Below are 26192 nucleotides of genomic sequence, written 5' to 3'. Positions count from 1 at the left end.
ACCGGCAACTTTGCGCACTCGCCAACCCTATCGATGCCAAGTTCGCAGGGCACAGCGGACAGTCCACCCTCGGAACATGCAGGATCTTGACCCTCGCTGCTTAGACCCATATATTTATCATGATAACTAATGGAGTGTTTATGAGTAGCCAGCTGAATGTCATCGCGCGGATCAGGCCCCATGCAGACCATTTCGACGCGGCCCGCGCGGCGATCTGCAACATCATCGAGCGCACGCGGGCGGAGCCGGGGTGTATCGAGTTCCGGCTAAGCGAGAATACCGAAACGGGAACCTTGCATCTCTACGAAGAGTGGCGCGACGAGGCTGCGCTCGAAACACATCACGCCCAATCCTACACGCAGGACGTCTTCGAAGCCTACAGACAATGGCTGGCCGAGGAGCCGGAAATCCTGCACCTGCGCCCGGTTCGCTAGCTGCATGTTCTTCTTGAAGGAACTGCCGAGCCGGCGAATGGTCGAGGGATATGCGGATCGCTTCGATGGTGTCGATCCCGCCAAGGTGCTCGGCGCGCTCGAACTAATGCGCGCCGGTAGTATCCTGATCCGCGAACTCGAGGCTTATTTCGCATCGCGCGACCTTTCGCAACTGCGGTTTCTCACGCTTATCCTTGTCGATCGAGAATCCGATCGCACCTCTCTTACGGTAGGCGAGATTGCCGAAAGGCTGGACGTATCCCGCCCCGTGGTTACACGCACGATGCAAAGCCTCGAGCAAGCGGGGTTGATCGCGATCTCCGCAAACGAGGACGACGCGAGGTCGAAAGAAGTCTCCCTGACCCGAACCGGCCAAAGCAAGCTCGGCGAAGTCCTGCCGGGCTATTTCGCAATCCTGCATCGCGCGATGTCGGCGGGCGAGGTGTGAAAATGCAGGTCATCCTCTTGCGCACCTTCCTTGTCTGGCTTGTGGTTTGGCCTCTTGTGACGGCGATGCTCGTGTTGCTCGGGCTACTGGCAGCCGACCTTTCGCTCGGTCTACAAACGCTGATTTTGACGTCGATACTCGTCCCGCTCATCGGCCTAATACTCGGCCCTGTAATGCAAAGGCTTGCATCCCGCCTTCTGGGAAGCACCTCTTGAAAGGCCATTGTCTTCCGTCCCTGTCACACATCTTGGTGCCAGAGACGCAGTCGCATCCAAGCAATTGGGGCCGCGGCTATTCCGCGGGCTGACCCACCCATTCGGCCTGTCCGCTCTTGCGGTGACCGACCTTGCCGCTCGAGCGAATGACGGCTGTCGCAAGTGCGACAACCAGCAGCATAGCGATGGTCGACACACCCAACCCGGCGTCGGACAGAACGGCCGATCCGTAACGTAGCGAATATGCAAAGAGGGCCGAGAGGAGCGCCAGAGCCGTGAGCGCTTGCACCGCTTTCTTCGCGCGGCTCGATCCGGCCAAGCCCGAAAGAAAAATCAGCATGGCGAGACCCAGCCAGAATGCGGTGACCAATCCCGCGCCCTCGAGGCCCAGGAAAGACAATCCCAATGTCACCGCGAGCATGGCCGGCGTTCCCCACACCACGCCCTGCCAGGCGCCCGCAAGCCGCGGCGCAGGACGGCCGTTGGCTACTCTCTTGGAGAAGTAAATGCTGAGCCCGCTCGCGATTATGACGCACAGCCCAAGACCGAACCCAAGATAGGCCAGCTTGACCGGCAGCCCACCCCAGTTCCCGAAATGCACGTTGTACACCGCGCCGGTGACCTGCTGCCCGATCGTCCCATCCGAGATACCGACGTTACCCTGATACTCGCCCTCCGAGGTAAAGTTGTAGTAGTCGCCAAATATCAAGCGGTCGGAGTGTTCGGCGATGACCGAACTGTGCTGCCCCGCGGTGCCCGGATCGTGCAGTATGAAATAGGTCACGTCGAGTTCCGGGAACTCGCGCGCCATGAAAGCCAGCGGTTCAGCTATCGATGCCATCGCGGCCTGGCCTTCGATCGGCTCGGGTTCGGCGCCGAACACCGGATCGAAGACCGCGCCGGTATCGCCGTCGAAGCCAACCGCGGCGATGGCAAGGGCAAGAACGCTTGCCAGTCCGAGGATCGAACCGGTCAGCGCATTGGAAAAATGGAATGGCAGCGTCCAGACACTTAGCCGATTATGCAGGTCGATCGTAGTCAGGCGCCCCGCCCCATGCCGAAAGGTGAAGGCATCGCGAAAGATGCGCGGGTGGGCCAAAAGCCCCGAAAACGAGAGCGCGATCAGCATAGCGCCGAGCGCACCCACGACCGTCAGGCCGAGTGTCTGCGGAAGATGCAGATAGTAATGCAGGTCGAGCAGGAACTGCGTCCAGGGAAATTTTTCGGGACCCGCGATCGTCCCTTCGGGCGCGGCGAAGAACGCCTGCGTGTCCGTGGTAATAACTGTACGCGGCAGGTCTTCCTGCGGAAAGTTCACATAGAGATGCGTGGTCGGAACCTCCTCGCTTTCGAGCACCGACAATGCCGCACGCTCGGCCGCCTCGGGCGCGATCGAGGTCATCTCCGGGACATTTGGCTGTTCCCACCGCTGCAACTCGTGGTTGAACACGGAGAGTGTGCCAGTGGCCGCTAGAATGTAGAGCAGGGCACCGAAAACTATCGCCACCAGGCGGTGCGCTTCGAGCGATTTCGCGACCCGCATGGCCGATCTCTTGATCCGTGCCATTTCAGCCTCCCGTTGATGTCACTGCAATGATCGCCGCAGATATGGCCATTGCGCCTAAGGCCACGACCGCTCGGGCCACCATACTGCGCGAGTAACCGATGAAGGTGGTGAGTGCGGCCCAGACGACCGGGAAAGCAAACATCGTTACCGTAAGGTTGGCCGTGTGCTCCGTTCCAGCGGACCGGCCGGCCATGAAAATGGCCGTCACGACGGTAATCGAGGTGAGAAACCCCAACAAGACGATCGCCACCGCATTGGCCGTGATCGCAAGGTTCTTGCTTCCCGGTCGTTCGACCAGTTGTGCCACTATGCGCGGTTCGATCCTGCGGCGCCGTTTGACCGGCGCCCGCACCGCGACGAGCAGCACCCCGGCGCTCGCGACCATGACAACCACGACGATCCCGAGCGCCGGCCCCTTGTCGACGCCGCTCGTGTTTCCCCACGCGACGACCGCGCCGAGCAAGAGGGTCCAGCCGCTCAGAACCAGCGGCCAACTGCGTCGCCGGCTTCGCCATGACAGATAGAGAGCGACGACACCCGCAATTGCCAGAATAGTACCCCCGATCTGCCAAGCCATCATCGCGACTGCCTTTAGAACCGGACGCCGGCGCGCAGCTGTATCGTCCGGCCTTCACCGGGGAAACAGTCGCCGCGCGAAAGGCAGGTGCCGTAATATTCGGTATCGAAGATGTTCCGGCCATTGAGCGTGAGTGAGTATCGATCGAAGCTGTAACCGATCAGGCCGTCGAAAACGGTGTAGCCGTCGGTTTCGATCAAGACCGGCGTCGGGGCAAAGCCATTGGCCGCGAGGAAAGCGGTGCCGCTGCTTTCGTTGCCCCCGGCGAAGCGGACGCCAGCGCCCAGGGCAAGCCCCTTGAGCGAGCCGGACGATGGACGCCACGACGCCCAGGCCGAGCCTTGCACTTCGGGGACGCTCGGGAAGCGCGCGCCATTGGGATCCTGCGTATCGATCACGCTGAAGGCGGCATCGAGGGTCAGATCGCCGATCGCGGTCTGCGCCTCGATCTCGAAACCGTCGATCTTGGCGATCCCCTCCTGCTGTGAGGGCGCATTGGGCAGCCCGGCCGGATTGGGCAGATTGGACTGCTCGATGTCGAAATAGGCCATCGTCACATAAGTGCGCGTTCCGGGAGGCTGGTACTTCAGTCCGACCTCGATCTGCTTGCCTTCCTGCGGCAGCAGCGGCTGGTTTGTGACCATGTCGTTGCCGACCACCGCCTGGAAGCTTTCCGCATAGCTGGCATAGGGATTGAGACCGATGGAAGTCTTGTAGAGCGCGCCGAAGCTGAGGCTCGTCGCGCTGTCGTCCTGATTGGTGGTGCCGTTGCCGGTCTCCAGCTCGTCGAACCGGACGCCCGCGTTTAGCACGAGGTCGCCGAGTGTCATCTGGTTGTTGATGTAATAGCCGACGCTATCGATCTCGTTGATCGAGCTTCCGCGTACCGCCTCGAACGCTGCCTCGGCCGGAATCTCCAAGCCATCGTAGATCGGATTGAGCAGGTTGAAGGTCGTCGGGAGGGCATAGAGGAAGGAGGCTTCAGTCAGCGTGTCGACCGACTGATAGTTGATGCCGGCCAGCACCTCGTGCTCGATCGGACCGGTATCGAAGCGCGCGCGGAACCGACCGTCGACCGCAAACTGATCCGAGCCGGCCGGTGCATCGTACCAGCTGCGACCCGCTGCCGTGCCATCCGCCAGGACACGCGGATTGCCGCTGCCAAGGAACGACACCCAGGTCTGCCTGTAAGCGGCACTGTTGTCGCGATAGCGTGCAGTTGCTTCGAAACCGAGCGCATCGCTGAACCGATGCTGGAAAAACCCGGTGAGCGAGAAACTCTCGCTATCGTAACGGTTGAATGCGGGATCGCCGACATAGAGCGAAGCGTCGACTTCCTGGCCGCTATTGCCGGAACAGATGTTCGATTCCGATACCGTGACCTCCTCGCTGGCGCAGGCAGTCACGGCAAGTGGCAGGAACTGGTGTGCCGTATCGCTCTCGCGATCGGTGTAGTTTGCAAGCAAGGTCGCGACGGTCCGCCCATCGTCATAGGTTATCGAAGGGGCCAAGATGAACGCATCGTCGTTGACGAAATCGACTTGCGTATCGGCATCGCGGAATAGCGTTACCAGTCGCGCGGTGAGCGTGCCGTCGCCAGACAGGTCTGCACCGATATCGGCCGAGACCTGCGTCCGGTCGAACGTCCCGTATTCGACATAGAATTCGCTGCCGATCGCGTCGGGTCCGGCGCGTTTGCTGACGGTGTTGAGGATACCGCCGGGCGAACCCTGCCCGTATAGGACAGATGCGGGGCCTTTCAGCACCTCTACCTGTTCGAGGGTGAAGATGTCGGAGCGGGCATTATTGTAGAACCCGAAGAGCACCTGGATATTGTCGAGATATTCGGGAACGTCGAGGCCGCGCACCCGCGGAAAATCGCCGCGCGTCGAAAAGCCGAACGTATCGCCCACCACGCCGGCGGTGTAATTCAACGTGTCATCCAGCGTCAGAGCGCCTCGCTCGCGCCAATCCTCGGCGCTGATAACCGAAACCGAACGAGCGGTTTCGATGATGGGGGTTTCGGATTTCGTTGCACCGAAGGTCGACACTTCGCCTGTCACGACGATGACGTCCTCATCCTCGTCGAGGGCTATGGGGCCTACCTCCTGGGCGCTAGCGGTGCCGGCGAACGCCGTCGAGAGAAGGAGAGATGCTGTGATGGTTCTGCGCATTGATTGACCCTGTTTCGAATTCGCAGGCGCTGTTGGCGATAATGCTTCTGCGAGTCAATCGCAATTAGAGACTTTTGATCGAACGGCTTGAGTCGAACCGGTGCTCGCCGGCCTTGCATGAGCGACCGAAGCCGTGGTGCTAGATGAAGCACGGCTTTCGATCTCCGCGTCGGTTTAGCAGGTAGCGGGAGCCCGACCGTCCAGATCCTTGCCGCGTTGGTCGCCCAAGCCCCCGCCCACCGGTCAAACCACTCCGAACTTCCGGTTGCAGCGTGAAACCTGCTTGCTAGGCATGGCGTGGAGAGGAGAGCGTGCGTGCCCGAACAGGATCCCGAGTATACCCCCGTCATCGTCGGCGTCGGCCAGATCAACGATCGGCCCGAAGTGCCCGGCGATGGACTCGACCCCGTCGCCCTGATGGTCGAGGCTCTGCGTCGCGCCGAAACCGATGCCGGCGGCGGACTGCTCGCCGATTGCGACTCGCTTGCAGTGGTCGCCCAACTTGCCTGGCCGCAGCTCAATCCGGTCGACGGAAAGGTGGCCGAAGCGCTGGGCATCGATCCAATTCACCGGATGCAGACCGCCCTTCCCAATGGCGACAGCCCTATCCTGCTGTTGCACGAAGCCGCCAATCGTATCGGCAAGGGCGAAGCGAAAATCTGCGCCATCACGGGCGGCGAGGCGCTTCGCACCGCCGGCCAGCTTGCCGCGCTCAAGAAGCGAAAAAATGGCGATAAGCCCAATGCACTACGCGATGCGACGCATCGTGTCCGCAAGGGATATGCGCAGAGATACGGTCTGGTGGTGCCGACCGACGTCTATCCCTTGTACGAGAATGCCGGACGCGCCGCCTATGGCCAGACGCTTGGCGAAGGGCAGGCGGAAAGCGGTACGATCTGGGAAGGGATGAGCGAGGTTGCAGCCCACAGCGAGGGCGCATGGATTCGCAAGCCGATCAGCGCGGATGAAGTGATCACGCCTTCGGGCGGCAACCGCCTGATCGCTTTTCCCTATACCAAGTTCCAGGTAGCCAATTCCTCGGTCAACCAGGGCGCGGGCTTCATCGTTACCTCGCTGGCCGAAGCGCGGCGCAGGGGCATCCCCGAGGACAGATTGGTATGGCTTGGCCACGGCGCGGCCGCGCATGAGAGCGGCAACTTCCTCGCCCGCGACCGTTACGATGCCTCGCCCAGCCTCGCGACATCGATCGAGCGGACCATGAAACTCAATGCCGTGAATGCCGACGATCTCGCCCATGTCGAACTTTACAGCTGCTTTCCCTGCGTCCCCAAAATGGCACGCCGGGTCCTTGGCTGGCCACTCGACAAACCCGCCACGGTTTTCGGTGGCCTCACCTTCGGCGGCGGGCCAATCGGCAACTACATGAGCCATGCAGTTGTCGCGATGGTGCAAAAGTTGCGCGGCACGAAGGACAAGGGTCTGCTGTTCGCCAATGGCGGCTATGCGACGCACAACCACACGATCCTCCTCTCGGGCGCACCGACCGATGCCACCTTCCCACAGGATTTCGACTATCAGGCCGAAGCCGACGAGCGGCGCGGCGATGTCCCGCCACTGGACGAAGATTATACGGGGCCGGCGACGATCGAAAGCTACACCGTGCACTATGACCGCGATGGGTCGGCAAGGTCGGGCGTGATCGTCGCAAAGACGCCGGACGGATCGCGCACGCTTGCCAGCGTTCCCGGTGCGGATGCCGGCACCATCGCATTTCTGACGGACGGAAAACGCGAACCGGTCGGTGCTGGCGGCGTGATCCGCCGCGAGGGCGGAGAGCTGGCGATCTGGCACCGAGGCTGATTTCAGAACCGAATAGCCCGGACCGTTTCCCCAGCTACTCGCTTCGCCTGCCCCGGCGGGCACCGGATCAGCCAATCCGCACGCACGAGATCGCCCTGTACGCCGCTGTCCTGATTCCCGAGAGGGCGCAGGCCGTCCTTTTCCCAGCTGGCCCTGGCAAAGGTTTCGCGGTCGCCGGTCTCAGGCAGATCCAATGCAAGCGGCATTGCGCGCCAATGATGGTCTCCGGCACCGCCCTGTAACAGGGCGAGCAGCGGCACGAGAAACAAACGCGCCGTCACCATCGCCGAGGTCGGGTTTCCCGGCAGGCCGAGCACTGTGCTCGGCCCCACCCGACCGAGCCAGACAGGTTTGCCCGGCTTGATCGCCACCTTGTCGAAAACGAGTTCCAGTCCGTGGGCGGCGAACATCGGCTTGGCGAAATCGCGCTCGCCGACCGATGCGCCCCCGGTCACAACTATGAGGTCAGCTGTGCCGAGCAATTCCCCAGCCAGTTTCTCCAGCGCGGGCAAATCGTCTTGCGCGCGATGGCGCGCAACGACACTGCCGCCACCTTTCTGAACCAATGCCGCAAGCGCAGGGCTGATGGTGTCGGGAATGGCATTAGGCTCGTACCGCGCGCGGCCCGGGTCTGTCAGTTCGTCGCCCGTAGCAAGTAATGCGACCCGGGGACGGCTTCCCACCTGAACCCGTCCACTATCGCCGGCGGCAGCGGCAACCAGCGCCTTGGGCCCGAGCCGCGTCCCCTTTGCCAGCAGGACGGCGCCCTTGGCGAAATCGCTTCCCGCGATGCGGACATGTCGCGCGGGGCCATAGCCTTCGGCGAATTTCACGGTTTCGCCGTCACGCTGCGCGTATTCTTGCATGATGACGCTATCGGCGCCGTCGGGCAGCGGCGCCCCGGTGAATATCCGCACCGCTTCGCCCGGTGCCAACCGCGCCTCAAAAGCCTTGCCAGGGCGCGCTTCTCCGGCGATCCGCAGCGCTCGGCCCGGTTCCAGTCCCGCTTCGGTCACTGCATAGCCATCCATGGCCGACACTGTGAGCCGCGGAGACGCAAGCCCGGCGACGAGATCCTCGGCAAGGATACGCCCCGCCGCGTCTTCGAGCGCGACCGTTTCGCTTCCCAGCGCAGCGACATACTGCTCGAGCAGCGCTATCGCCGCGTCGAAACAGATCATGCCCCCTGCCAACTACCGGAGCGTCCACCCTCCTTCGAGGTCACGCGGATTGTCCCGATCGTCATCGTCCTGTCGATGGCCTTGAGCATGTCGTACAACGTTAGGCAGGCGACCGAAACAGCGGTGAGTGCCTCCATTTCCACGCCGGTACGACCCTCGGTGCGGACCATGGCCGCAACCCGAAAACCGGGCAGTCCCTCATCGAGTCCGATCGAGACTTCGACCTTGGAGAGGGGCAAGGGATGGCACAGCGGGATCAGATCGGCGGTTCGCTTGCCGGCCATAACTCCGGCCAATTCCGCGGTTGCGACGACTGAACCTTTCGGCGCCTGCCCTGCCTTCACTGCCGCAAGCGTTTCGGACGCGCATCGCAATTCACCCTCCGCGCTCGCCCTGCGCCGGGAGACAGGTTTGTCGCCCACATCGACCATTCTCGCCCGGCCCTGTTCGTCGATGTGCGAAAGCTCGGCCACCTGCGGTTCCTTTTCCGAAATTCTGTGGTGTATCACTTCCAGCATCATCGACGCATCCTGTCGAGGACGTTTGGTGCGCCGCGCCGAGGTATTTCCAACCGCGTCAGCGGTGGCTATGCAATCAGGGGCTCGCGTGAATTGTCCCGCGTCTTGCTGGACCGCGCTTCCGGTCCGATAACCAGAAAGGCGTTGGTCGCGCAAACTCCTTGTGAAGCAACCGTGGCGGAATTTCCGGCACTGGCCGTCGTCGAAGCGGATCAACGAATTCGGCCAGCCGGAGGTCTGCGAGGCTGGAACTAGAGTCCCAGCGCCTTTTTCAGGGCATCACCCGAAAAGGGCTTTCTGAGAATCGAAACGGGCATCTGTTCCAGCTCTTCGGGCACATTGCCGCCTGTAGCCAGAACGATGTCGACGTCGGGGTTCTTCTGCAGGACCTCTTGCAGGAACTGAGTGGCTTTGCCGTCCGGCAGCCCGAAGTCGGAGACGACGACGTCGACTTGGGTACGTTTGATCCTTTCCCGTGCCGTCTTGAGAGAGTCGGCCTCCAAGACTTCGTAGCCGGCGCGCTCCAAGGGGCGGATCAAGGTCATGCGGATAAGCGGCTCGTCCTCGACGACGAGGGCCCGGCCGATCCGGTCCCCATCGGTGCCCTTACCATTGCCATTCTGGCGATATTTAACCGCTTCGGTCGTGTCCCCGGCCTCGGGTTCGCCGGCCATGTCCAAGGTCGCCCGAATCTTCTGACTTAGCTGCTCCGTGGAATAGGGTTTGCTGATCAGCTCGATATCGTCATCGAGCTTCCCGCCATGGACGATCGCGTTTTTGGTATAGCCCGAGGTAAACAGAACCGCGAGGTTCGGCATTCGCTCCTTGGCCATGCGCGCCAACTCGGGAGAGCGTAATTTACCTGGCATGACGACGTCTGTGAACAGTAGGTCGATCGAAATTCCGCACTGGATGATGGCCAGCGCACTATCGGCGCTCGATGCCTCGATTACGCGGTAACCGAGGTTGCCGAGCTGTTCGACCACGGTCGCGCGGACATCCTCATCGTCCTCCACGACCAGAATTACCTCGTCATTGCCCTGGGCAGTCACCAATCCGGATGCTGGGCGCTTGGACATTTCCTCCTTGTGCGTCCGCGGAAGATAGATGCGGACGGTCGTGCCCTCCCCTTCTTCGCTGTAGATTGCGATATGCCCGCCCGATTGCTTGACGAAACCGAAGACCATCGAAAGGCCCAATCCCGTGCCCTCTCCAGGTGCTTTCGTCGTGAAGAACGGTTCGAAGACCTTCGACAGGCTCTCCTCGGGGATGCCACGCCCCGTATCGGTTACCGCGATCATGACGTATTTTCCGACCGAGGCGTCGGGATTTGCAGCGACGTATTCTTCGTCCAGCGAGGCATTGCCAGCTTCAAGCGTCAGCTTGCCCCGGCCATTCATCGCATCGCGCGCGTTGATCGCCAGGTTGAGCAGCACATTCTCCAGGAGCCGCGGGTCGGCCAGACAGTTCCACAGTCCGGCGGAAACGATGGTCTCTATCTGCACGGTTTCGCCCAGCGTGCGGCGCAGCATGTCGCCCATCCCGCGCAGGACGCGACCGGCATTGATCGGTTTGGGATTGAGCGGCTGCTGCCTGCCGAAGGCGAGCAATTGCGAGGCCAGCTTCGCCCCTCGCTCGACTCCGGAAATGGCATTGTTGATGCGCGCAGTATTGCGCCCATCGATGATCGGGTCTTGTTTTAGCAGCTCCAGATTGCCGCCGATCACCTGGAGCAGATTGTTGAAATCATGTGCCACGCCGCCGGTTAGCTGGCCCAACGCCTCCATCTTCTGTGCCTGAACGAGCTGGACTTCGAGCTCTTCCCGCTCGGTCATTGCCTCGTCCACCCGGTCCCTCAATGCGGCGTTGAACGAAGTCAGAGCTTCCCTGGCTTGCAATTCTTCTTCGATGTTGTGTGCTTCGATGACAGTGCCCACGGGGGTCCCGTCGGAATCTATCACCGGCGAAGCTGTAAAGCCGACGTGATAGAAGCTGCCGTCTTTGTGGACGAAAACTTCCTCGCCTTGCGTCTTGTGGTTCTCGGGAAAGGCACGGTCGATGGGACATTCCTCGATCGGGAACGGCCGACCATCGGGATAGGTGTGGTGCACCACATCGTGCAACGGTTTGCCTCGTGTCTCCTCGAATGTGTATCCGGTCAGCTCTTCCGCGGCCTTGTTCATGAAGGAGCAGTGCTGCCGCTCGTCCATCATGAACACCGCCATGGTGGTGTTATTGAGGATGGCATCGAGACGGCCGGATACTTCCTGGAGCTCTTTGCGCACCTGGTTCTGCTCGGTGATGTCCTGGATCGCGGCATAGAAAACCGGAAGGTCGTCGCTCGAGATAAGCTGCAGGCGCACGCTGGCGTCGTAGGTCGATCCATCCTTCCGCTCGTGGACGGTCTCGAATTGCAAGTGCTCTTCGCGGCCGTCGAGCAGCGGCCGAACGAATTCGATGAACTGTTTCTTGGTATATTCGGGCTTCAGATCCCACGGGTGGAGTCGAGCCAGCTCTTTCTTGGAGTAACCGAGATTGTCCCGCGCGCCCTTGTTTACGAGAAGAAAGCGAAGGTCGTCGTGGCCGAAAATATAGATTTCCGCCGCGGCGCCCTCGACGATCTGGCCAAGGCGTTCCGCCGTCATCTCTCGAGTATCTGGCATACTTCAAACCCCCTGATTCCAGCGGATTAGCCACATCCATCCAAAACACTAGGCGGGAACCGAGATTCCTACCGACAGACCCCAAGTACGCAATTCAACCCTTTAAAAATGCGGCAATTCCCCGTTGGTTTCCAACCGGGACCGATATGGCAATGATGGTTGAGCGAATATCCTTACCAAATCGTTAACCAATTGCCCGCGAGCAGGGTACCGAGAAAAGGCGGACACCGGCACTCGGTAATGGTCGACGGGCCGCCCGGAGTACGCGGTTCGAACCGTTCCCATTGCGCCCGCGGCATATCGGTCGTCAGCGATCGCAGTCGCGGCAGTCGATCGGCTTCCTAATCTACGGGAAGTTTTGGTAGCGGAGGAGGGACTTGAACCCCCGACACGCGGATTATGATTTCAAACGGCTCATTGTTTTTATTGGGTTTTTTTGGAAACTTTTTTCCCGCACCCTCCTTAACTTTTCGGCACTTACCCGCACCTTGTAAACCGGATTGAGCCAGAAATCAGGGGCGATGGCGTCGGATAGGAGAGGTATGGCTCACCCATTGAAGTTCCCTACATCACCCGAAATCAAGCGCGTTCTTTCTGCCGTAAGAGCAGCAGGGATAGCGGTGAGCTTCATCGAGATTGAACCATCTCGGCTTCGGATTTTTACTTCGCAAGAATGGGGGGGGGGGGTCGTCGCCAGACGAGACCGCTTTCGATCGTTGGAAAGCCAAGGAACGTTATGCCGAAAAACGTGGTCGGAGCTAGTTCCGCCCCTTGGGCAGAGAGATATCTTCTGATTTACTTATACCATCAATATCCGAAGGGGGGCAAAAGTGCCGTCAGGCTCTAGGGTCCGAAACGGGCGATACACCGACGCCGACGTTCTTGCTCTCTACATGAAGCACAGAGAGGCAAAACTCGGCCCATTCATCCGTGAAGTCGGAGACTTTATTGCACACGCGAAGAGAGATAGAGGTGCGACCTGCGATGCGATGGCCTTCGTTTTCGCCCAAACAGCCTTTTTTCAAACCTATCAGATGGATCCGAAACAATCACTGGAGCCGAATGGCGTCTGCGGCTGGTGGCTGCGGCATTATCTTTCCCGTTTATCCCCTTGACGCATGTATGCGCGCTGCGACACCTGCAAGAGTAATGTTCACCTAGCGTTCTCAGTTATCCCCGCCCGCGTTTGCGGGCTGTTTGCGGGACTGTTGACTCAATCCTCAAACACCATTAACCATCCTGCCTTAGCAACAGGCGGGAGATTACCCCATGTCAGGCGAAACGGTTCAATTCGAGCAAGCGGCGCAGCAGGCCAAGCCTGAAGCTGAGAAGCGTCAGGTCTCTACAATCTCGTTCCCCTATCTTGATCTCGACGCAGCAATCGAGGTCGCCAAGGCGATGTATGAGACCCGCGGGCACGGTCCGATGGAGGCCGCCGATCTCGCTGCCACGCTTGACCAAACCATAAGCGGTAATTTCCGCCTCAAGACTGGCACGGCTCGGATATTCGGGCTTTCCGAGCGTGAGGGTCGCGACCACACCAAGCTCAGTGACCTTGGCTTGCGAATAATTGAGCCGCAAACCGAAGCAGAAGCACGGGCCGAAGCTTTCCTCGAGGTTGAACTGTATGCTGCGATCTTTGAGCAATACAAAGGACAGCGCCTGCCACCCCCCAAGGCGCTAGAACGAGAGATGCAAGGCCTCGGGGTTTCTAGCAAGCAGACGGACAAGGCTAGGCAAGCTTTCGAGCGCTCAGCGAGGCAAGCAGGCTTTTTCGCGAAGGGCGAAGACCGTCTTGTGAAACCTCACTTTGGCAATAGCCCTCCCGAACCGGAGGAAGAAGTTGAACGAGATAACGAAAGAAAAGATCGATCGAAAGGCGGCGGGGGCGGCGGCGGAAACAGCGGCCAATATCACCCGCTGATACAGGGCATGCTCGAGACGCTGCCAGACGTGGGTGATGAATGGCCGGATGCCGACCGCACGTCCTGGCTTAAGATGGCCGAGTCGATATTCGCGATGATCTACAAACGCTCATCTACTGATGAGTTGGTTGGATAAAGGCGGCTGACGAATGAACGCCAACCGCCCTGTAATCCTAGCCCAGCGCGCCGTTTCCTTGGCCGGAAGCGCGCTGGTTGCCCACTTGGAGGAAAGGAGGTGCGCCATGTGGTCCATGGCCCGGACATTATAGGGTGACGCCTCCGGGCGACCCCATCCTGCCCCCTTCCACAAGGGGTAAGAGTGACGGCGCGCTTCCAGTCCAACCGGGGGTGCGCCGTCGTGCTTTTCTGCTATAGGAAGCTTATGAAACAGTCAAGAATCTCATTAAGCGATGCGATTAAAAACGGTCGATTAAGTGACTTTGTCGATCAGGCCGAAGCCGATGGTGTAGGCCCTGCCGACCGCGCTCAGTTCGACGCTTTGGTCGGGACGCTCACAGCGCCCCAACCAGAAGATCAAACATCCCGTTCACGCGGTGGCGGTTCGAAGCGCGGAAAGTGAATTCGTCGAGATAGCGCTGCATGTGCTTCGCGCTGATCTGGACGTGAGTTGACCGCACCGAAGCTTTGAACAGCTTCCAGAAGCCTTCAACCGTGTTCACATGGAAGTTCTCGCCACGCTGGTAGTCATACCAAGTGTATTCCTTACGGCCGTGCTTCACGGCACCGTGCGAGTAGCCATCGCCAGTCAGTAAGCTGTAACTGTAGAGTTCGTCCGTCGATACGGTTGCACCCTCTTCGACGTTGGCCAGAACCACATCGCGCAGCGTGTTTTTCTTCACGTTCGGAATGACGACCGCCTTCATGCGGCCTTCGCGTTCGGCAAGGCCCATGACGATAGTCTTGCCAGCGGCACCGCGACCACGCTTGCCGGAACGGCGACCACCTACATAGGCTTCGTCCAGTTCGATGTGGCCAGTCAGGAGAGCGTCGAAACCCTGCGCTTTGCTCATTAGATCGCGGATTTGCTGCCCGATGCGATAGGCGGTCTTGTAGGTCACTCCCAGCTGACGCTGGAGTTCCTTGCCGCTCACACCGTGGCGCGTCGTGCAGAACAGATAGATCGCGTAGAACCACGAAACGAGCGGGGTGCGCGTGTTCTCAAGGATGGTGCCAGCGGTCGGGTTCACATGGTGGCCGCAAGAGGCACAAACATAGGTGCGGCGCTTTTGCAGCTTGTGGAAGGTGCTTTCGACCGTGCCGCACTTGGGGCAATCAAAGCGGGTGCCGCCGAACCGCACTTGCATGATGTGTTCAAGGCAAGCGTCTTCCGAATTGAAGCGCTGAAAAAACTCACGAACTGAAAAGTCGGGGCTGGCGGAAGGGCTCTTTGTCATGCCCTATTTTATGCCAGAATCTCATACATGCGTCAAGGGGATAAACGGGTTATCTTTTGATGAATATCAGGAATGCTAAAGAGTCGAAGATAAGACGTTCTATCGGAATTACGAAAAAGCAGCCGAACGATGCAGTCAAATCCTGGTTTCCGGACCGCTCAATCTATCCCACCCAAATTCACTGCAGCGAGCCTTCTCTCCTCTACAAACTAGCAACATTCTTTTCGCGTAAAATCGTCATCGAAGCTCCGTTCAACCTCTCGCAAGCAAAAAGAGAAATTGCGAGCATGTTCAAAATCGAAGGGATCAACTTAACCGAGATTGATAGATTCTTGGTTGGAACAGCAGTGCTGTTAAACGGAAGATCTGTGGAGATAGTCCCAGGAGTTCAAGCAGACTTATCTCTGGACGTTCAAAACCCACGCACCATCCCACAAGATCATTCCGGGAATACCGGAGGTGATTATGAGATTGTGCACTTACTCCCCGATGGCAACCTAAGTGTCTTGGCCTCAGTCAGCAATCAAAGAGGAGATGGACTGGTCGGCGTGGCGAGCGAATTTATCGACACGAAGACAGACACAGAGCGATTTTTCGCACGCTCGTTGGTGATAAGGCAAGACGCTAGAATTCCTCGGCTAGATCTGAAACGAGAGCTGAGTTTCGATACCAGCCGTTCCCGTCCTGTATCCTAGCCAACAACCAATTCAATCGACCAACAGCTAACACTGTTCGAAAGGCAAAAATTCTACGTGGGATTACAGGAGTTTAGATGGCTGGTTTACACAGGTTTACAAACCTATGCGTGCTTCAACAAACCAGCCCCGCGGCGCGATCCGGGATTTTGTTTATAAAATCAACGTTTTCTGGTAGCGGAGGAGGGAAATATAGAGAGCATATAACGTGCTGATTTACCTAATAAACTTTTTGAGTCGTCTTGCAAATACCCCCATCAATACCCCCAAAATCGGACAGATGAGATAAAGCGCCTTTGGCAAACGACGACTTGTTATTCGTAGTGACTGGTAAAACGAGCGTCGGCCGTTTTTGGGCCGATCAGAAGGCGAAACGCCAGGTCACGATCCATGCGCCTGATCGGACATCGAGGGCATGTCATGGTCGGGCATGGATGGCATATAGTGGCCCGCATGAGGATCGGGTGTATTGCTAGGCTGGGCTTTCACCGGCGGGGGAGTGGCCGCAGGGGACGACGCTACTACCGGAGTGCTCGCCGGTCGGTCTGGTTGCCTACCGGCAGTCGCAGCTTCACCCGACCGGTTCGTGTTGGCCTCTCCAGCGGGAAAGGCAGCGTTGTCTCTTTCGCCTTCGCCAGCACCTGTGCTCTCGGTCGGCGGGGCCGTATACAGTGGCAAGGCTTCAGCTTCTGATGAAGTGTCCTGCGTCTGATCACAGGCAGCGAGCCCTAGCCCCAATGCCGCCGCAGCAAGGGGGGCAACAAACGCGTTCCGATTTGATCTGCGCATCATTCTATCCTTCAAAGCCAGGAGATACCAAGATGATTGGCACCGTGCGCAAGCTCGCCGCCCAGAAATCCCTGCACCAGCACTAGAGCGGCCATGGCAAAGATTGCGGCGCGAAACGCGGTCCGGCTCGCGGAAGCACGGCTCGCCAGATAGGCCATCGCCAGACCGAGAACCGCGATCAGCATTCCGTTCCAGCGATGAACCTGCATCGCAGTATCTCCGCCGAACCAGAGACCGGTATGGATCCAACCGAATATGGCCGCCACGACCGCCCCGGCGGCACCGCCATAAACAAGTACGCGCACTGCCGACTCTAGGCCTGTGCCCTTCCGTGCGATGACGAATAGCTCGGTGAGAGCGGCCATAAAGAACAAGGCGATCGGAAAGTGTACGGTGGCGGGATGCAGCGACTTGAGCACACCGACCACGCCCTTGTCGCCTTCGTCTGCATCTTGTCCCTTCGCCCCGTCATGATCAGCAGCCGTGTCGCCGTGCCCCTGCGCAGCCTGGATATCTTTTGACGCCGCATCGGAGACGACAGCACTGGCCGCTTCGCCATGTTCCTCGTCGCCATGGGCCTGGGCCGGACTTATCCAGAGCAGACTGGCGGCCACAATAGCCATGAATTGTATTCGTTTCATTCTCTACGGGCTCCGGTCTTGGCGATGGTCGTGCAACCTATTGTGTCTGTAATGCTCTGCGAACCTTCATCTCTTGCGGTGATAGAGCGCGGCGATCGTCGACGCGTGAGGGTTCAAATTTTACTCACGAGATGGTCGGACCTCCTGCCTTGCACCGCGCCCTGGTAAGAGTGTGGCCAGGCTCAGGCACAAAGCGAGAGCCCGGCCACCGCCTCCTAATCGTCTTGCGCCATGTTCTCGTGAGCCGCCATCTGCTCCATCATGTCATGCATCATCATCATGTGCTGGTGACAGGCCGCCATCATATCGGCGTTGTCCCCCTGCATCATGCCCGCCATGTGTTCCTGCATTTTTGCACGATGTTCGGCCATAAGCCTTTGGCGTTCGGCAGGATCGCTCGCCGCGTGGGCCTGCTGCATCAGCGCGCGCATTTCAGCCATCTTCTCGCGGTGGGCCGTCATGGCCGCCGAATCCTGCATCATATGGCCAGCGTGTGACTGCTGCTGCGCCGCCGCTTGATCCCCGTGGTCATGCTGTTGCCGGGCCATTGCCGGGGTGGTTGCCAGGCCGGTGGCGAGCGCGAAAGCTAGAACTGTCAGTTTCATGGTCGATTTCCTTTCGTCGGTCTTGCGGTGGATGCTGTGTGCAGTCATCCTCTTTACGCAGCCGCCATCTCTTCCCCTCAAACAATCCGCAGCAGCGGTGGGGCTGGTGGGCCGAAGCACGGCCGGTTGCAGCGGTGCTGTTTTTCGGCCACCTTTTTGAGAGAAGCCGATAACGACGAATGGGGAGTATCATGGTGCCAGCAGAGCCGTCGGAGAAGCAGTCGTGAGCACGGTCAATGAGAACGGCAGCTGGGATATCCCGGAGCCCGATCATGCCGATCTGGTGCAAATGCGCATTCGCCTCATTACTCTCGAGAACATAGTTCTTGGCCTTTTGTCCGGGGCGAGCGATGAACAGATCGAACAGATTAGGAAACGTGCGGACATGATCGAACCGCGCCCCGATGCGAGCCGGCACCCGCTTACCGAACTGGCAGCAGGTGACATGCGGAAATTTCTCAAACGCGCTGCTCGCATGGCCGAGTCGGAGGGCCGCGAAAATCATGACTGATCCGGGCTTTGGGGCAGCGAAGGCGCTATGCAGGAAGTGGAAATCCGGCCGCTTGCTATTTGCTGGCGCAGATTTTTCGGGCGTACCTGCAACATGACCAGAACCCATTGGCTGATCCTTATTTGCGGGAGCCTGATCGCGTTCGTCTGGGAGATTTTCCAGATGCCATTCTTCGAACCGGGTGATCTCGAACCCTTCGAGCGGACCATTCGCTGCGGCATTGCAAGCCTGGGCGATGGCGTGATCCTGCTGACAGCTTATAGCCTTGCAGGATTACGTGGCGGGCACGCGTGGCTCTGGCAAGCCGCCAAAATGCCCTATGCGATCTATTTCAGCTTCGGGCTTGTCGTCGCGATCGCCGTCGAAATGATCGCCACATCGCTTCCGGCAAACAGTTTCCTGAGCTGGCGCTACAGCGAGTTGATGCCGCAAGAGCCAGTGACGGGACTGGCGCTGATCCCGATCGCGATGTGGACGATCGTGCCCGCGCTAACGATCCTTCTGGTCCGCTTTGCCCGAGCCGAACCTGATTAAACTGGGAGCGGCTTCAGGGGGCATTCGGCACATGTTTCGCCCGCCGCCTGATCCTGGGAAACCGGTTGGCAAGCAGGACAAAGCCCGAAACCGCGATGATTGTCCCGCCGATCCCGAACAGTAGCAGCCACCAGCTGTTGATGCGGTCGCGCTGCGTCCAGTCCATGATATGCAGCCCCCAGATAAAATCGAACAGACGCCAGGTGTCGCTGCGGGCAGCGAGCACCGAGCCGCTCGATGCATCGATGTAGACGCGGGTATTGTCCTCATCGCCATAGGTAATCTGCCACGCGGGGAACGGACCCCGGGATTCGGTCCCGACAGCACCTTCGATGAGGCGCGTGGTCGCTATGGTGGTTGGTGGCCCCGTCCAAGCATGGCGAGCGATGGCCTGTGCGCTCGCGCTCGAAAGAGGCGAAAGGAGAGCGCCGCTGTTCGGGTCGCGGAGCGTGACGCTTCCATCGTCCCGACGGATCTCGGTTACTGTCCTGCCGCCGACCGCGCGCGTCGCAAGGGAAACCACCCCCTCCCTGCTATCGAGCCACTCGGGCATGGCAGCATTAGCGGGCAGAACCTCCGGTGCGCGCGAAACGACATGTTCGGACCGGACCTCTTCGATGTCGAGGAACGACATCAGCGCCCCGGTGGCCATCCATAGAAGCACCTGGACGCCGACAAAGACTGCCAGCCATTTGTGAAGCTTGCTGCCCAGCACATGCAGACGCAGCTTGAAAGAGCGTGTCGCCAATCGGTGTTCCCCCGATCAAATCAGTTGTTACGCGGCGCTCGTGACGACGAATGGTACTGAACGATCTTCCAGCCATCCGCATCATGGGCAAGCACCGAGGTCGCAACGCCTTCGCGGTCGATCACGCGGCCGTCGGCCAGTTCGATCCGATAGGTGTACGATTCGCGGCCATACGCCATATGTCCCATCCGGGTGACTGCGAGCGTCGGTTCGCCGAAGGTGAAGCTGGTTATTGCATCGAGTTCCGGTCCCAGGTGATGCTCCATGTAATACGTGAAGCTGCCTTCCGCCTTGCCGTTTTCGTAAACGAAGGATTCCTCGGCAAACAGCGCGGCCATGGCCTCTGCATCGCGCGACGTCAGGGCATCCCGATATGATGTCAGAACCGCCTCGGCTTCCGCAACGTCATCATTCATCGCATCCATATGCTCGGCGTGGTTCATGCCCTGCTCCGTATGGTCCATCTGCGTCGAAGCCGTAGGGTCCGAGTGCGCGGAATGATCCATGGATTGTGCCAGGGCGGGAGTGCCGCCTGCAGCCAAGGCCAGGGCGACCGCGCTTAGAGATAGTCTTATCCTCATTGTATATTTCCTTCTCTTAAAACCAGAATCGCATGCCCACGACGTAATTCGTCACGCTAGGGTCTTCCCCTGCGGCGCGTGCAAAATCGGCACTCTGACCGATCCGCCACTCCTGGGAGACGCCGACATAGGGCGCGAATTCGCGTGCGAACTCGTAGCGAAGACGCAGACCTGCCTCGATCCGGTCGAGGCCAGCGCCAATGCCGAGTTCGGGAATATCCTGAGCCGAAAGAGCGATTTCGGCTCGCGGCTGGAGGATCAGCCGCTGCGTGATGCGCTGATCAAGCTCGCCCTCGAAGCGCGCGGTTACATCACCCTTGTTCGATACGAACGCTGCAACGTCGACCTCGAACTGGTAGGGAGCAATGCCCTGTATGCCAATGACAGCATGGGTGCGCTCGGGTCCTGTTAAATCCTGGCGCACACCTGTCTGTAGGTCGAAAAAGGGAGCGATCGCCCGGCTCCAGAGTGCCTGGACTTCGGCTCCCTCGACAGGCTCACCGAAGCTGCCTTCGCCCTCGGATTTGAACCAGAACTTGTCGATATCACCACCATAATAGCCCTGGATGTCCCAAAGATATCCATCCACTCCCTCGCGGGCGCGGTATTCGAGCCGGTCGCCCTGAAACCAGAAGCGCATCCCGCCGTCGGTCTCGCGGACAAGTTCGCGCCGCGCTTCGTTCATGGCTTCCTCGCCGCAGATCGCGACCGCCGCGCGCGCGGGACCGCTCCCGGCTTCGGGAGGAGGCGGCAGCAGCGGGATATCGTCGTTCGAGCCCATCTGCATCGCCGAATGGTCCATGCCCTGCATATCCTGCGATCCCGTCTGCCCATGGTTCATCTGGCTGTGATCCATCTGCCCATGGTCCATCGACGAGTTGCTGGCTTCCGCCTGACCCATGTCGCCTTGGTTCATCTGCGAATGATCCATCGCGCCTTCGGCAGGCGTGCCATGCGGCATCGAGCCATGATCCATTCCTTCATGACTCCCGGGTGTAGTCTCCGGACGGGCAGCGTCCATCGGCATTGCCATGCCCGAATGACCATCCTGAGCGGTCGTCGAACCATGAGACATAGTCGAATGGTCCATCGTCGAATGATCCATGGCAACTTCAGGCTGGGCCACTGGTTCGCAAGCTCCTTCGGCTACCGGGTGCCCCATCGCGCGATGGCGCTGGGCTTCTTCTTCGCACTTTGTCTTGGCGTCAGCCTGCGCCTCGGCGCTCTGCTGCGGCTCCGCGGGCGAATGACCGGCATGCTGCGCCGCAGCGGGGGAGGCGAGAACTGAGCCGACTGCGATCGATGCGAGCAGGCTGGTAATACGAATCTTCATGCTTCGCTCCCATCGGGATTGGCGACAGTGACGATCTGAAACATCCCGGCATGCATGTGGTAGAGAAGGTGGCAGTGGAAGGCCCAGTCGCCCGGCTCGTCCGCCGTCAGGTCGAACTGCGCGCTGCCGCCCGGCTGCACGTTAACCGTGTGCTTGAGCGGCTGACGATCGGCAGGTGCGCCGTTAACCAGTTCGAAGAAGTGCCCATGCAAGTGGATCGGGTGCGCCATCATCGTGTTGTTTATCAATTTGACACGCACGCGTTCGTTATAGGCAAAGCGGATCGGCTCGTCGGAGACGGCGGAGAACTTCTTGCCGTCGAACGACCACATATAGCGTTCCATGTTCCCGGTGAGATGGATTTCCATCCGCCGCGAGGGAGTCCGCCCCTCCTGATGAGGTGTCAGCGAGCGGAGCTTGCGATAGTCGAGGGTGCGGTGGGGGACATCGGCAAGGCCGATGCCGGGGTCGCCCATACGGTCGACCGGGTTCATCGAGACCATGTCGAGACCGGGCCCGACCTTCACGTCGGGAGGCAGGAGCGATGTATCGCGCATCTGCATACCTCCCGCCATGCCAGCCATCTCCGCCGAACCGCCATCCATACCGGACATCCCATCCGCGCCAGCCGCTCCGCTCGATCCGTGGTCCATTCCGGCCATACCGCCGGCGCCATCATCCATGCCGGTCATACCGGCATCGTTGCTGCCAGCCCCGTGGTCCATACCGCTCATGCCCATATCAGCCATGGTCAGAAGCGGGGGATCGCGCAGCGGCGGAATGGCCGCGCGCGCGCCAGGCGCGCTCGCAAGCGTTGCGATCCCCATTCCGGACCTATCCACCGACTCGGCCACCAATGTGTACGCCTGCTGCTCACCCGGCGTCACGACGACGTCGTAGGTCTCCGCGACGCCGATCTGGAACTCGTCCACTTCGACCGGCTCGACGTTCTGCCCGTCGGCTTGAACGACGGTCATCGGCAGGCCTGGAATGCGGATATTGAAGAAGGTCATGGCCCCGGCATTGATGAAGCGCAGCCGCACGCGCTCGCCCGGACGGAAGAGATATTCCAGATTGTCGAGCGGGCCATGACCGTTCAGCAGGTAAGTGTAGGCTGGGGCCGACACATCGCTAAGGTCGGTCGGCATCATACGCATTCTCGCCCACATCCGGCGATCCTCGCCCGAAAGCGGATAGTCGTCGGTCCAGGTATTCATGTTGTAGTTGAAGTAGCCTTCGCCCTTCTTGAGCTTGTCGAAAATCGTGTGGGGCGACATTTCGCTGAATTCGCTGAGCACCACGATATATTCGCGGTCCGCCTGGACCGGATCGGGTCCAGCCGGATCCACCACAATGGCGCCGTAATGCCCGGCCTGTTCCTGCAGGCCGCTATGCGAGTGCCACCAGTAGGTGCCCGACTGGCGCACCGGGAATTCAGCGGTGAAGGTCTCTCCGGGCTTGACGCCGGGGAAGCTTACACCTGGCACCCCGTCGAGTTCGAATGGCACGAGCAGCCCGTGCCAGTGGATCGAGGTGTCTTCCTCGAGCTGGTTATGGACGTTCAATCGGACGGTCGTGCCTTCCTTCAAACGCAACAACGGGCCGGGGATCGTGCCGTTGACGGCGATGGCGCCGCCGCGTCTGTTGCCGGTTGCAAAGGCAGACCGCGCGACAGTGAGGTCGATATTCGGCCCGGATACTTCATCCAGCCCTTTGCGGGCGTTTCCTGCAAGGATGTCCGCGCCGCGCGCCCAGGCCGGCATGGCACCGGAGAGACCAAGCAGGCCCAGCCCGCTAGCACTTGTTCCAAGGAATCTTCGGCGATTGAGGGCAGGCATAGGGGGCTCCTGAAAATGCGTATACCGTCACATACGCGGTCAGCTGCCCTACCCCTCAAACTTTTCGAACCGCTCCTTCAGCCGGTTGCGCGCACGATAGATGCGCGTCTCGACGGCTTTCTCGGTGGTGCCGAGCAGCTCGGCAGCCTCGGCCTGGCTGTACCCCTCGACAGTGACCAGCACGAGCGCCTCTTGTAGGCGCACCGGCAAGCGCCCGATTTCGGCCTGGACCAGCCGCAGCTGTTCGCGGGCTCCGGCAACATTTTCGGGATTAGGGGCATCGTCGGCAACGGCGTCGGCTTCCCGCCCATCCGGCAAACCAAGGAAGCCAATAACTTTCCTGCGGCGGAGCTTGTCGCGGCACCGGTTGAGAACGATTGTCGTCAAATAGGGACCGATGGGCTTGCTCGGATCGAGGCGATGACGTGTCAGCCAGACCGACGCGAGACCGTCCTGAACGACATCTTCGGCCCGCGATGGTGAACCCAGCATGCGCGTGGCAAGCGCAATCAACCGGGCGATCTCGCTCTCGACGAGAGCTGTGAACGCCCGCTTGTCACCGGCTATCGCCCGCCCGATCAGAGCTTCATCCGAAGTGTCATCCACCGCTGCCAAGGCTGGTCAGTCACGCGGATCGCGCGTGAGGGCCGCGGACACTTTCCGGTCGAACTGGAGCTGCTGATCGGAATCGAGAATTTCCCGCATGTCGAAGACGTGGCGCACGGTCGCTTTTTGCAAATCGCCCATGCGCGCATGCACCTCGTCGATCGCGGCACTGACTTCGGGCCCGTATTCGTGCTCGGTTTCCATTGCCTGGGCGAGCTGGGCGTTGGCTGCGCGCGCAGAGGCTTCGAGCCTTGCCTGTTCTACCGCGAAACGCGCTTCGAGCGCATCGAGCCGCTGCTCCTGGTCAGCCGTGAGCGACAGCTCATCGTGCACGAACTGGTGCAGGCCGCCCTCGGCATCGTTGTTGGCCCAGCGATCGGCGGCAAGCGCTCCTAGGCATCCGGCGAGCGCCGCCAGCAGGACCGCAAGGACAAGGTGAAACTTCTTCAACGTCTATGACCCCACATGAAGCAATGCAGCGGGTGACAGGGATTCTCCGCCAACGAGGCTCTCGCCAACAATTTCTGTAGGAGCGCCGTTTTCGGACGGCCATCCGCTGGTCCCTGCGCCTGCCGTTAGGCCGACGACAAACAGACCGGCGAACAAGGCCATTCTGCGCCGCTGATCGGCAATTTCCCCCAGCTGCCCTGCGCGCTGCCAGACGCCGTTCATGAAGTCGGGCGGCACGTCGCCAGCCTTCTGCGAGGCCATGGTGCCGAGCATCGCATCGAGTGTCTGATTGTCACGCATCCCTTGCTCCTGTCGGTTGCACGGTTCCTATACGCGATGCTTCGCGCAAACCCTCAAGTTTCTTTTTTGAGGGGTGCGGGTCGGCGACGCGTAAGAGGAGTAAGTCAAGCAACAGCGGCAAGTACCAGCGTCGAATAGGAGCCATGGCATGAAAAGCGCGGCAGTTCCGCCAAAAGAGCGCGAGTTCACTCCGCCGCTGGGCAAAAGCTGGCTCACGCCGTTCTATGATCGCGCGATCGCAGTCTTTACGCGCGAGAGACGGTGGCGCCGCGCAATCGTCGAAAAGGCCGCATTGCTGCCCGGCGACAAGGTCATCGATGTCGGGTGCGGCACCGGGACCTTGCTCAGGGCGCTGATGGCCAACTGCCCCGAAGCCGGCTTCATCGGCGTTGAGCCCGACCCCGCAGCGCTGGCTATCGCGCAGCGCAAGTTCGGTGCCGGAGCCGATATGGTCCGGTGGCACAACGGCTTTCTCGATAGTCTCGAGCTTTCCGACGGCTGGCGGCCAAACAAGATCGTCAGCAGCCTCGTCCTTCACCAGGTCCCCGTATCGCAAAAGCGCGCGATCCTCGACCAGATCGAGAACCTGCTCGCCCCCGGGGGCATGGCGCTGATTGCCGACTATATGCGGCAGGATGCTCCACTCATGCGCGCGCTGTTCCGTTCGAGCGTTCAGCTTCTCGACGGCGTCAAGGACACCCAGCCGAGCGCCGACGGAGCCGTCGAGAAATTGCTCGCCGAGATTTTCGCGGACGCCGAATTGCTCGATCGTATCCATACCGCGACCGGAACCATTTCTCTCTGGCGCGGCATCAAGAAAGGCAATGCTCAATGAACCTCATGAAAGATTCGAGACCGCTACGCCGTTCGCTGGCGGCCTCGCTCCTCCTCGCCATTGCAGCCTGCTCGAATGCGGCCCAGGCCGCGACCTACACCATGTTCCGCGACGCAGGGTGCGGCTGCTGTCTCAATTGGGCCGGTCACGTAGAACACGGACTCGAAGCAGAGGTCGCCTCGGTCGACACCGACGACATGGCTGCGCTCAAGACAGCCAGGGGTGTGTCGCAGGATCTGTGGTCGTGCCACACGATGGAAGTCGATGGCTATATCATCGAAGGCCACGTGCCCGCCGATGCCATCGCGAAACTATTACGCGAAAGCCCCGAAGGCGTGGCAGGCCTGGCTGTGCCCGGAATGCCGCTTGGCTCGCCCGGAATGGAAGCCGGGGACCGGGTGCAGCCGTATGATGTCATCGCCTTCGGCTCAGGCGGGCAGCGCGTTTTCGCATCCTACCCGTGACCATGGACAAGCCATCTCAGCGCCAACTCTAACGGAGGACCATCATGTCAGACTATTCGGTCAAAACCTCAATACTGATATGGGGCTGGACACTCAGCCTCTTCCTGCTTTTCAGCTACCTGATCTGCATCGGTTTCGGCCTGCTCGCGCCCGAACAGGCGCACATGCACGAAGCGTGGGCGCCGCTGCTTCCCGGGTTCGAATGGCTGACCATCTCGGGCTTTCTGGCAGGCGCTCTCGGCAGCTTTTTGTACGGTTGGTACATCGCGATCATTGGGGTGCCAATGCTGCGATTTTTCCGGAACCGATTCAGGACGTAGCAGA

General features: G+C 60.2%; 27 protein-coding genes. 11 read left to right on the top strand and 16 right to left on the bottom strand.

Going from position 1 to position 26192, the window contains the following annotated elements; genetic code table 11:
* Positions 1 to 140 precede the first annotated feature (140 nt).
* Positions 141 to 434 (top strand): putative quinol monooxygenase, encoded by a 294-nt coding sequence (locus ACQY4G_RS11490; RefSeq protein ID WP_421991039.1) that lies wholly within the window; start codon positions 141 to 143, stop codon positions 432 to 434.
* Positions 435 to 438: 4 nt separating this feature from the next.
* Positions 439 to 882, top strand: coding sequence for a MarR family winged helix-turn-helix transcriptional regulator (locus ACQY4G_RS11485; RefSeq protein ID WP_421991037.1), 444 nt, complete (start codon positions 439 to 441; stop codon positions 880 to 882).
* 291 nt (positions 883 to 1173) lie between these two features.
* Here the strand turns inward: ACQY4G_RS11485 and ACQY4G_RS11480 are convergent, their stop codons facing one another.
* Genes ACQY4G_RS11480 through ACQY4G_RS11470 form a run of 3 tightly spaced genes read right to left on the bottom strand, consistent with a single transcriptional unit; the run spans position 1174 to position 5415 of the window.
* Positions 1174 to 2664 carry a PepSY-associated TM helix domain-containing protein gene (locus ACQY4G_RS11480; protein ID WP_421991035.1) on the bottom strand — a complete coding sequence of 497 codons (1491 nt, stop codon included), beginning with the start codon at positions 2662 to 2664 and terminating at the stop codon, positions 1174 to 1176.
* A gap of 1 nt (position 2665) precedes the next feature.
* Positions 2666 to 3244 carry a hypothetical protein gene (locus tag ACQY4G_RS11475; RefSeq protein WP_421991033.1) on the bottom strand — a complete coding sequence of 193 codons (579 nt, stop codon included), beginning with the start codon at positions 3242 to 3244 and terminating at the stop codon, positions 2666 to 2668.
* 11 nt (positions 3245 to 3255) lie between these two features.
* A complete protein-coding gene (locus tag ACQY4G_RS11470) occupies positions 3256 to 5415 on the bottom strand; it encodes a TonB-dependent siderophore receptor (protein WP_421991031.1) in 2160 nt (719 codons plus the stop codon).
* Between the two features lie 315 nt (positions 5416 to 5730).
* On the opposite strand from ACQY4G_RS11470, the gene ACQY4G_RS11465 reads away from it, so the two are divergent.
* The gene (locus ACQY4G_RS11465) at positions 5731 to 7236 is read left to right on the top strand and encodes an acetyl-CoA acetyltransferase (protein ID WP_421991029.1); all 1506 of its coding nucleotides are present in this window, start codon (positions 5731 to 5733) and stop codon (positions 7234 to 7236) included.
* A gap of 2 nt (positions 7237 to 7238) precedes the next feature.
* Here the strand turns inward: ACQY4G_RS11465 and ACQY4G_RS11460 are convergent, their stop codons facing one another.
* From ACQY4G_RS11460 to ACQY4G_RS11450, 3 genes are all read right to left on the bottom strand, one after another.
* On the bottom strand, positions 7239 to 8417 hold the full coding sequence (locus tag ACQY4G_RS11460) for a molybdopterin molybdotransferase MoeA (RefSeq protein WP_421991027.1): 1179 nt from the start codon (positions 8415 to 8417) through the stop codon (positions 7239 to 7241).
* On the bottom strand, positions 8414 to 8890 hold the full coding sequence (gene moaC, locus ACQY4G_RS11455; RefSeq protein WP_421991025.1) for a cyclic pyranopterin monophosphate synthase MoaC: 477 nt from the start codon (positions 8888 to 8890) through the stop codon (positions 8414 to 8416). The genes ACQY4G_RS11460 and moaC overlap by 4 nt, the downstream gene beginning before the upstream one ends.
* 296 nt (positions 8891 to 9186) lie before the next feature.
* Positions 9187 to 11598, bottom strand: coding sequence for a PAS domain S-box protein (locus ACQY4G_RS11450; RefSeq protein WP_421991023.1), 2412 nt, complete (start codon positions 11596 to 11598; stop codon positions 9187 to 9189).
* Positions 11599 to 12491: 893 nt separating this feature from the next.
* Between ACQY4G_RS11450 and ACQY4G_RS11445 the strand changes: the two genes are divergently transcribed.
* Complete coding sequence (locus tag ACQY4G_RS11445; RefSeq protein ID WP_421991022.1) at positions 12492 to 12713, top strand: hypothetical protein; 222 nt, start codon at positions 12492 to 12494, stop codon at positions 12711 to 12713.
* A gap of 154 nt (positions 12714 to 12867) precedes the next feature.
* On the top strand, positions 12868 to 13659 hold the full coding sequence (locus ACQY4G_RS11440; protein ID WP_421991020.1) for a hypothetical protein: 792 nt from the start codon (positions 12868 to 12870) through the stop codon (positions 13657 to 13659).
* 376 nt (positions 13660 to 14035) lie between these two features.
* Here the strand turns inward: ACQY4G_RS11440 and ACQY4G_RS11435 are convergent, their stop codons facing one another.
* Positions 14036 to 14938 carry an IS1595 family transposase gene (locus ACQY4G_RS11435; RefSeq protein WP_421991018.1) on the bottom strand — a complete coding sequence of 301 codons (903 nt, stop codon included), beginning with the start codon at positions 14936 to 14938 and terminating at the stop codon, positions 14036 to 14038.
* A 59-nt stretch (positions 14939 to 14997) separates the two neighbouring features.
* On the opposite strand from ACQY4G_RS11435, the gene ACQY4G_RS11430 reads away from it, so the two are divergent.
* The gene (locus tag ACQY4G_RS11430) at positions 14998 to 15633 is read left to right on the top strand and encodes a hypothetical protein (protein ID WP_421991016.1); all 636 of its coding nucleotides are present in this window, start codon (positions 14998 to 15000) and stop codon (positions 15631 to 15633) included.
* 800 nt (positions 15634 to 16433) lie between these two features.
* Here ACQY4G_RS11430 and ACQY4G_RS11425 read toward each other — a convergent pair.
* Both ACQY4G_RS11425 and ACQY4G_RS11420 read right to left on the bottom strand, forming a co-directional pair.
* Entirely contained in the window at positions 16434 to 17063 is a 630-nt protein-coding gene (locus ACQY4G_RS11425) for a DUF2231 domain-containing protein (protein ID WP_040464221.1), read from the bottom strand.
* A 215-nt stretch (positions 17064 to 17278) separates the two neighbouring features.
* Positions 17279 to 17716: a hypothetical protein gene (locus ACQY4G_RS11420; RefSeq protein ID WP_086438296.1), complete on the bottom strand. Its 438-nt coding sequence runs from the start codon at positions 17714 to 17716 to the stop codon at positions 17279 to 17281.
* A 175-nt stretch (positions 17717 to 17891) separates the two neighbouring features.
* On the opposite strand from ACQY4G_RS11420, the gene ACQY4G_RS11415 reads away from it, so the two are divergent.
* On the top strand, positions 17892 to 18179 hold the full coding sequence (locus tag ACQY4G_RS11415) for a hypothetical protein (RefSeq protein WP_007163866.1): 288 nt from the start codon (positions 17892 to 17894) through the stop codon (positions 18177 to 18179).
* Between the two features lie 27 nt (positions 18180 to 18206).
* The gene (locus ACQY4G_RS11410; protein WP_421991014.1) at positions 18207 to 18713 is read left to right on the top strand and encodes a hypothetical protein; all 507 of its coding nucleotides are present in this window, start codon (positions 18207 to 18209) and stop codon (positions 18711 to 18713) included.
* A gap of 13 nt (positions 18714 to 18726) precedes the next feature.
* On the opposite strand, the gene ACQY4G_RS11405 is transcribed toward ACQY4G_RS11410, so the two are convergent.
* From ACQY4G_RS11405 to ACQY4G_RS11375, 7 genes are all read right to left on the bottom strand, one after another.
* Positions 18727 to 19461 carry a PepSY domain-containing protein gene (locus tag ACQY4G_RS11405; protein WP_421991012.1) on the bottom strand — a complete coding sequence of 245 codons (735 nt, stop codon included), beginning with the start codon at positions 19459 to 19461 and terminating at the stop codon, positions 18727 to 18729.
* Positions 19462 to 19481: 20 nt separating this feature from the next.
* Positions 19482 to 19967 carry a YybH family protein gene (locus ACQY4G_RS11400; RefSeq protein ID WP_086438295.1) on the bottom strand — a complete coding sequence of 162 codons (486 nt, stop codon included), beginning with the start codon at positions 19965 to 19967 and terminating at the stop codon, positions 19482 to 19484.
* A 91-nt stretch (positions 19968 to 20058) separates the two neighbouring features.
* A complete protein-coding gene (locus tag ACQY4G_RS11395; protein WP_421991010.1) occupies positions 20059 to 21375 on the bottom strand; it encodes a copper resistance protein B in 1317 nt (438 codons plus the stop codon).
* A complete protein-coding gene (locus ACQY4G_RS11390) occupies positions 21372 to 23213 on the bottom strand; it encodes a copper resistance system multicopper oxidase (RefSeq protein ID WP_421991008.1) in 1842 nt (613 codons plus the stop codon). Before ACQY4G_RS11390 ends, ACQY4G_RS11395 begins: the two co-directional genes overlap by 4 nt.
* Positions 23214 to 23261: 48 nt before the next feature.
* A complete protein-coding gene (locus ACQY4G_RS11385; protein ID WP_371876727.1) occupies positions 23262 to 23819 on the bottom strand; it encodes an RNA polymerase sigma factor in 558 nt (185 codons plus the stop codon).
* A gap of 15 nt (positions 23820 to 23834) precedes the next feature.
* The gene (locus tag ACQY4G_RS11380; protein ID WP_086438292.1) at positions 23835 to 24269 is read right to left on the bottom strand and encodes a periplasmic heavy metal sensor; all 435 of its coding nucleotides are present in this window, start codon (positions 24267 to 24269) and stop codon (positions 23835 to 23837) included.
* 3 nt (positions 24270 to 24272) lie between these two features.
* Positions 24273 to 24569: a hypothetical protein gene (locus ACQY4G_RS11375; protein WP_007163858.1), complete on the bottom strand. Its 297-nt coding sequence runs from the start codon at positions 24567 to 24569 to the stop codon at positions 24273 to 24275.
* Between the two features lie 148 nt (positions 24570 to 24717).
* Here ACQY4G_RS11375 and ACQY4G_RS11370 point away from each other — a divergent pair, with 148 nt between their 5' ends.
* From ACQY4G_RS11370 to ACQY4G_RS11360, 3 genes are read left to right on the top strand one after another with little or no spacing between them, the layout of a single operon-like run.
* Positions 24718 to 25404: a class I SAM-dependent methyltransferase gene (locus tag ACQY4G_RS11370; RefSeq protein WP_086438291.1), complete on the top strand. Its 687-nt coding sequence runs from the start codon at positions 24718 to 24720 to the stop codon at positions 25402 to 25404.
* The gene (locus ACQY4G_RS11365) at positions 25401 to 25868 is read left to right on the top strand and encodes a DUF411 domain-containing protein (protein WP_007163856.1); all 468 of its coding nucleotides are present in this window, start codon (positions 25401 to 25403) and stop codon (positions 25866 to 25868) included. Before ACQY4G_RS11370 ends, ACQY4G_RS11365 begins: the two co-directional genes overlap by 4 nt.
* A gap of 44 nt (positions 25869 to 25912) precedes the next feature.
* Positions 25913 to 26188 carry a hypothetical protein gene (locus ACQY4G_RS11360; protein ID WP_007163855.1) on the top strand — a complete coding sequence of 92 codons (276 nt, stop codon included), beginning with the start codon at positions 25913 to 25915 and terminating at the stop codon, positions 26186 to 26188.
* Positions 26189 to 26192 lie beyond the last annotated feature (4 nt).

Origin of the sequence: Qipengyuania sp. (assembly GCF_965277845.1) — a bacterium.
In the GTDB taxonomy this organism is placed as follows: domain Bacteria; phylum Pseudomonadota; class Alphaproteobacteria; order Sphingomonadales; family Sphingomonadaceae; genus Qipengyuania.
This window is presented reverse-complemented; position numbering and strand designations above follow the sequence as displayed.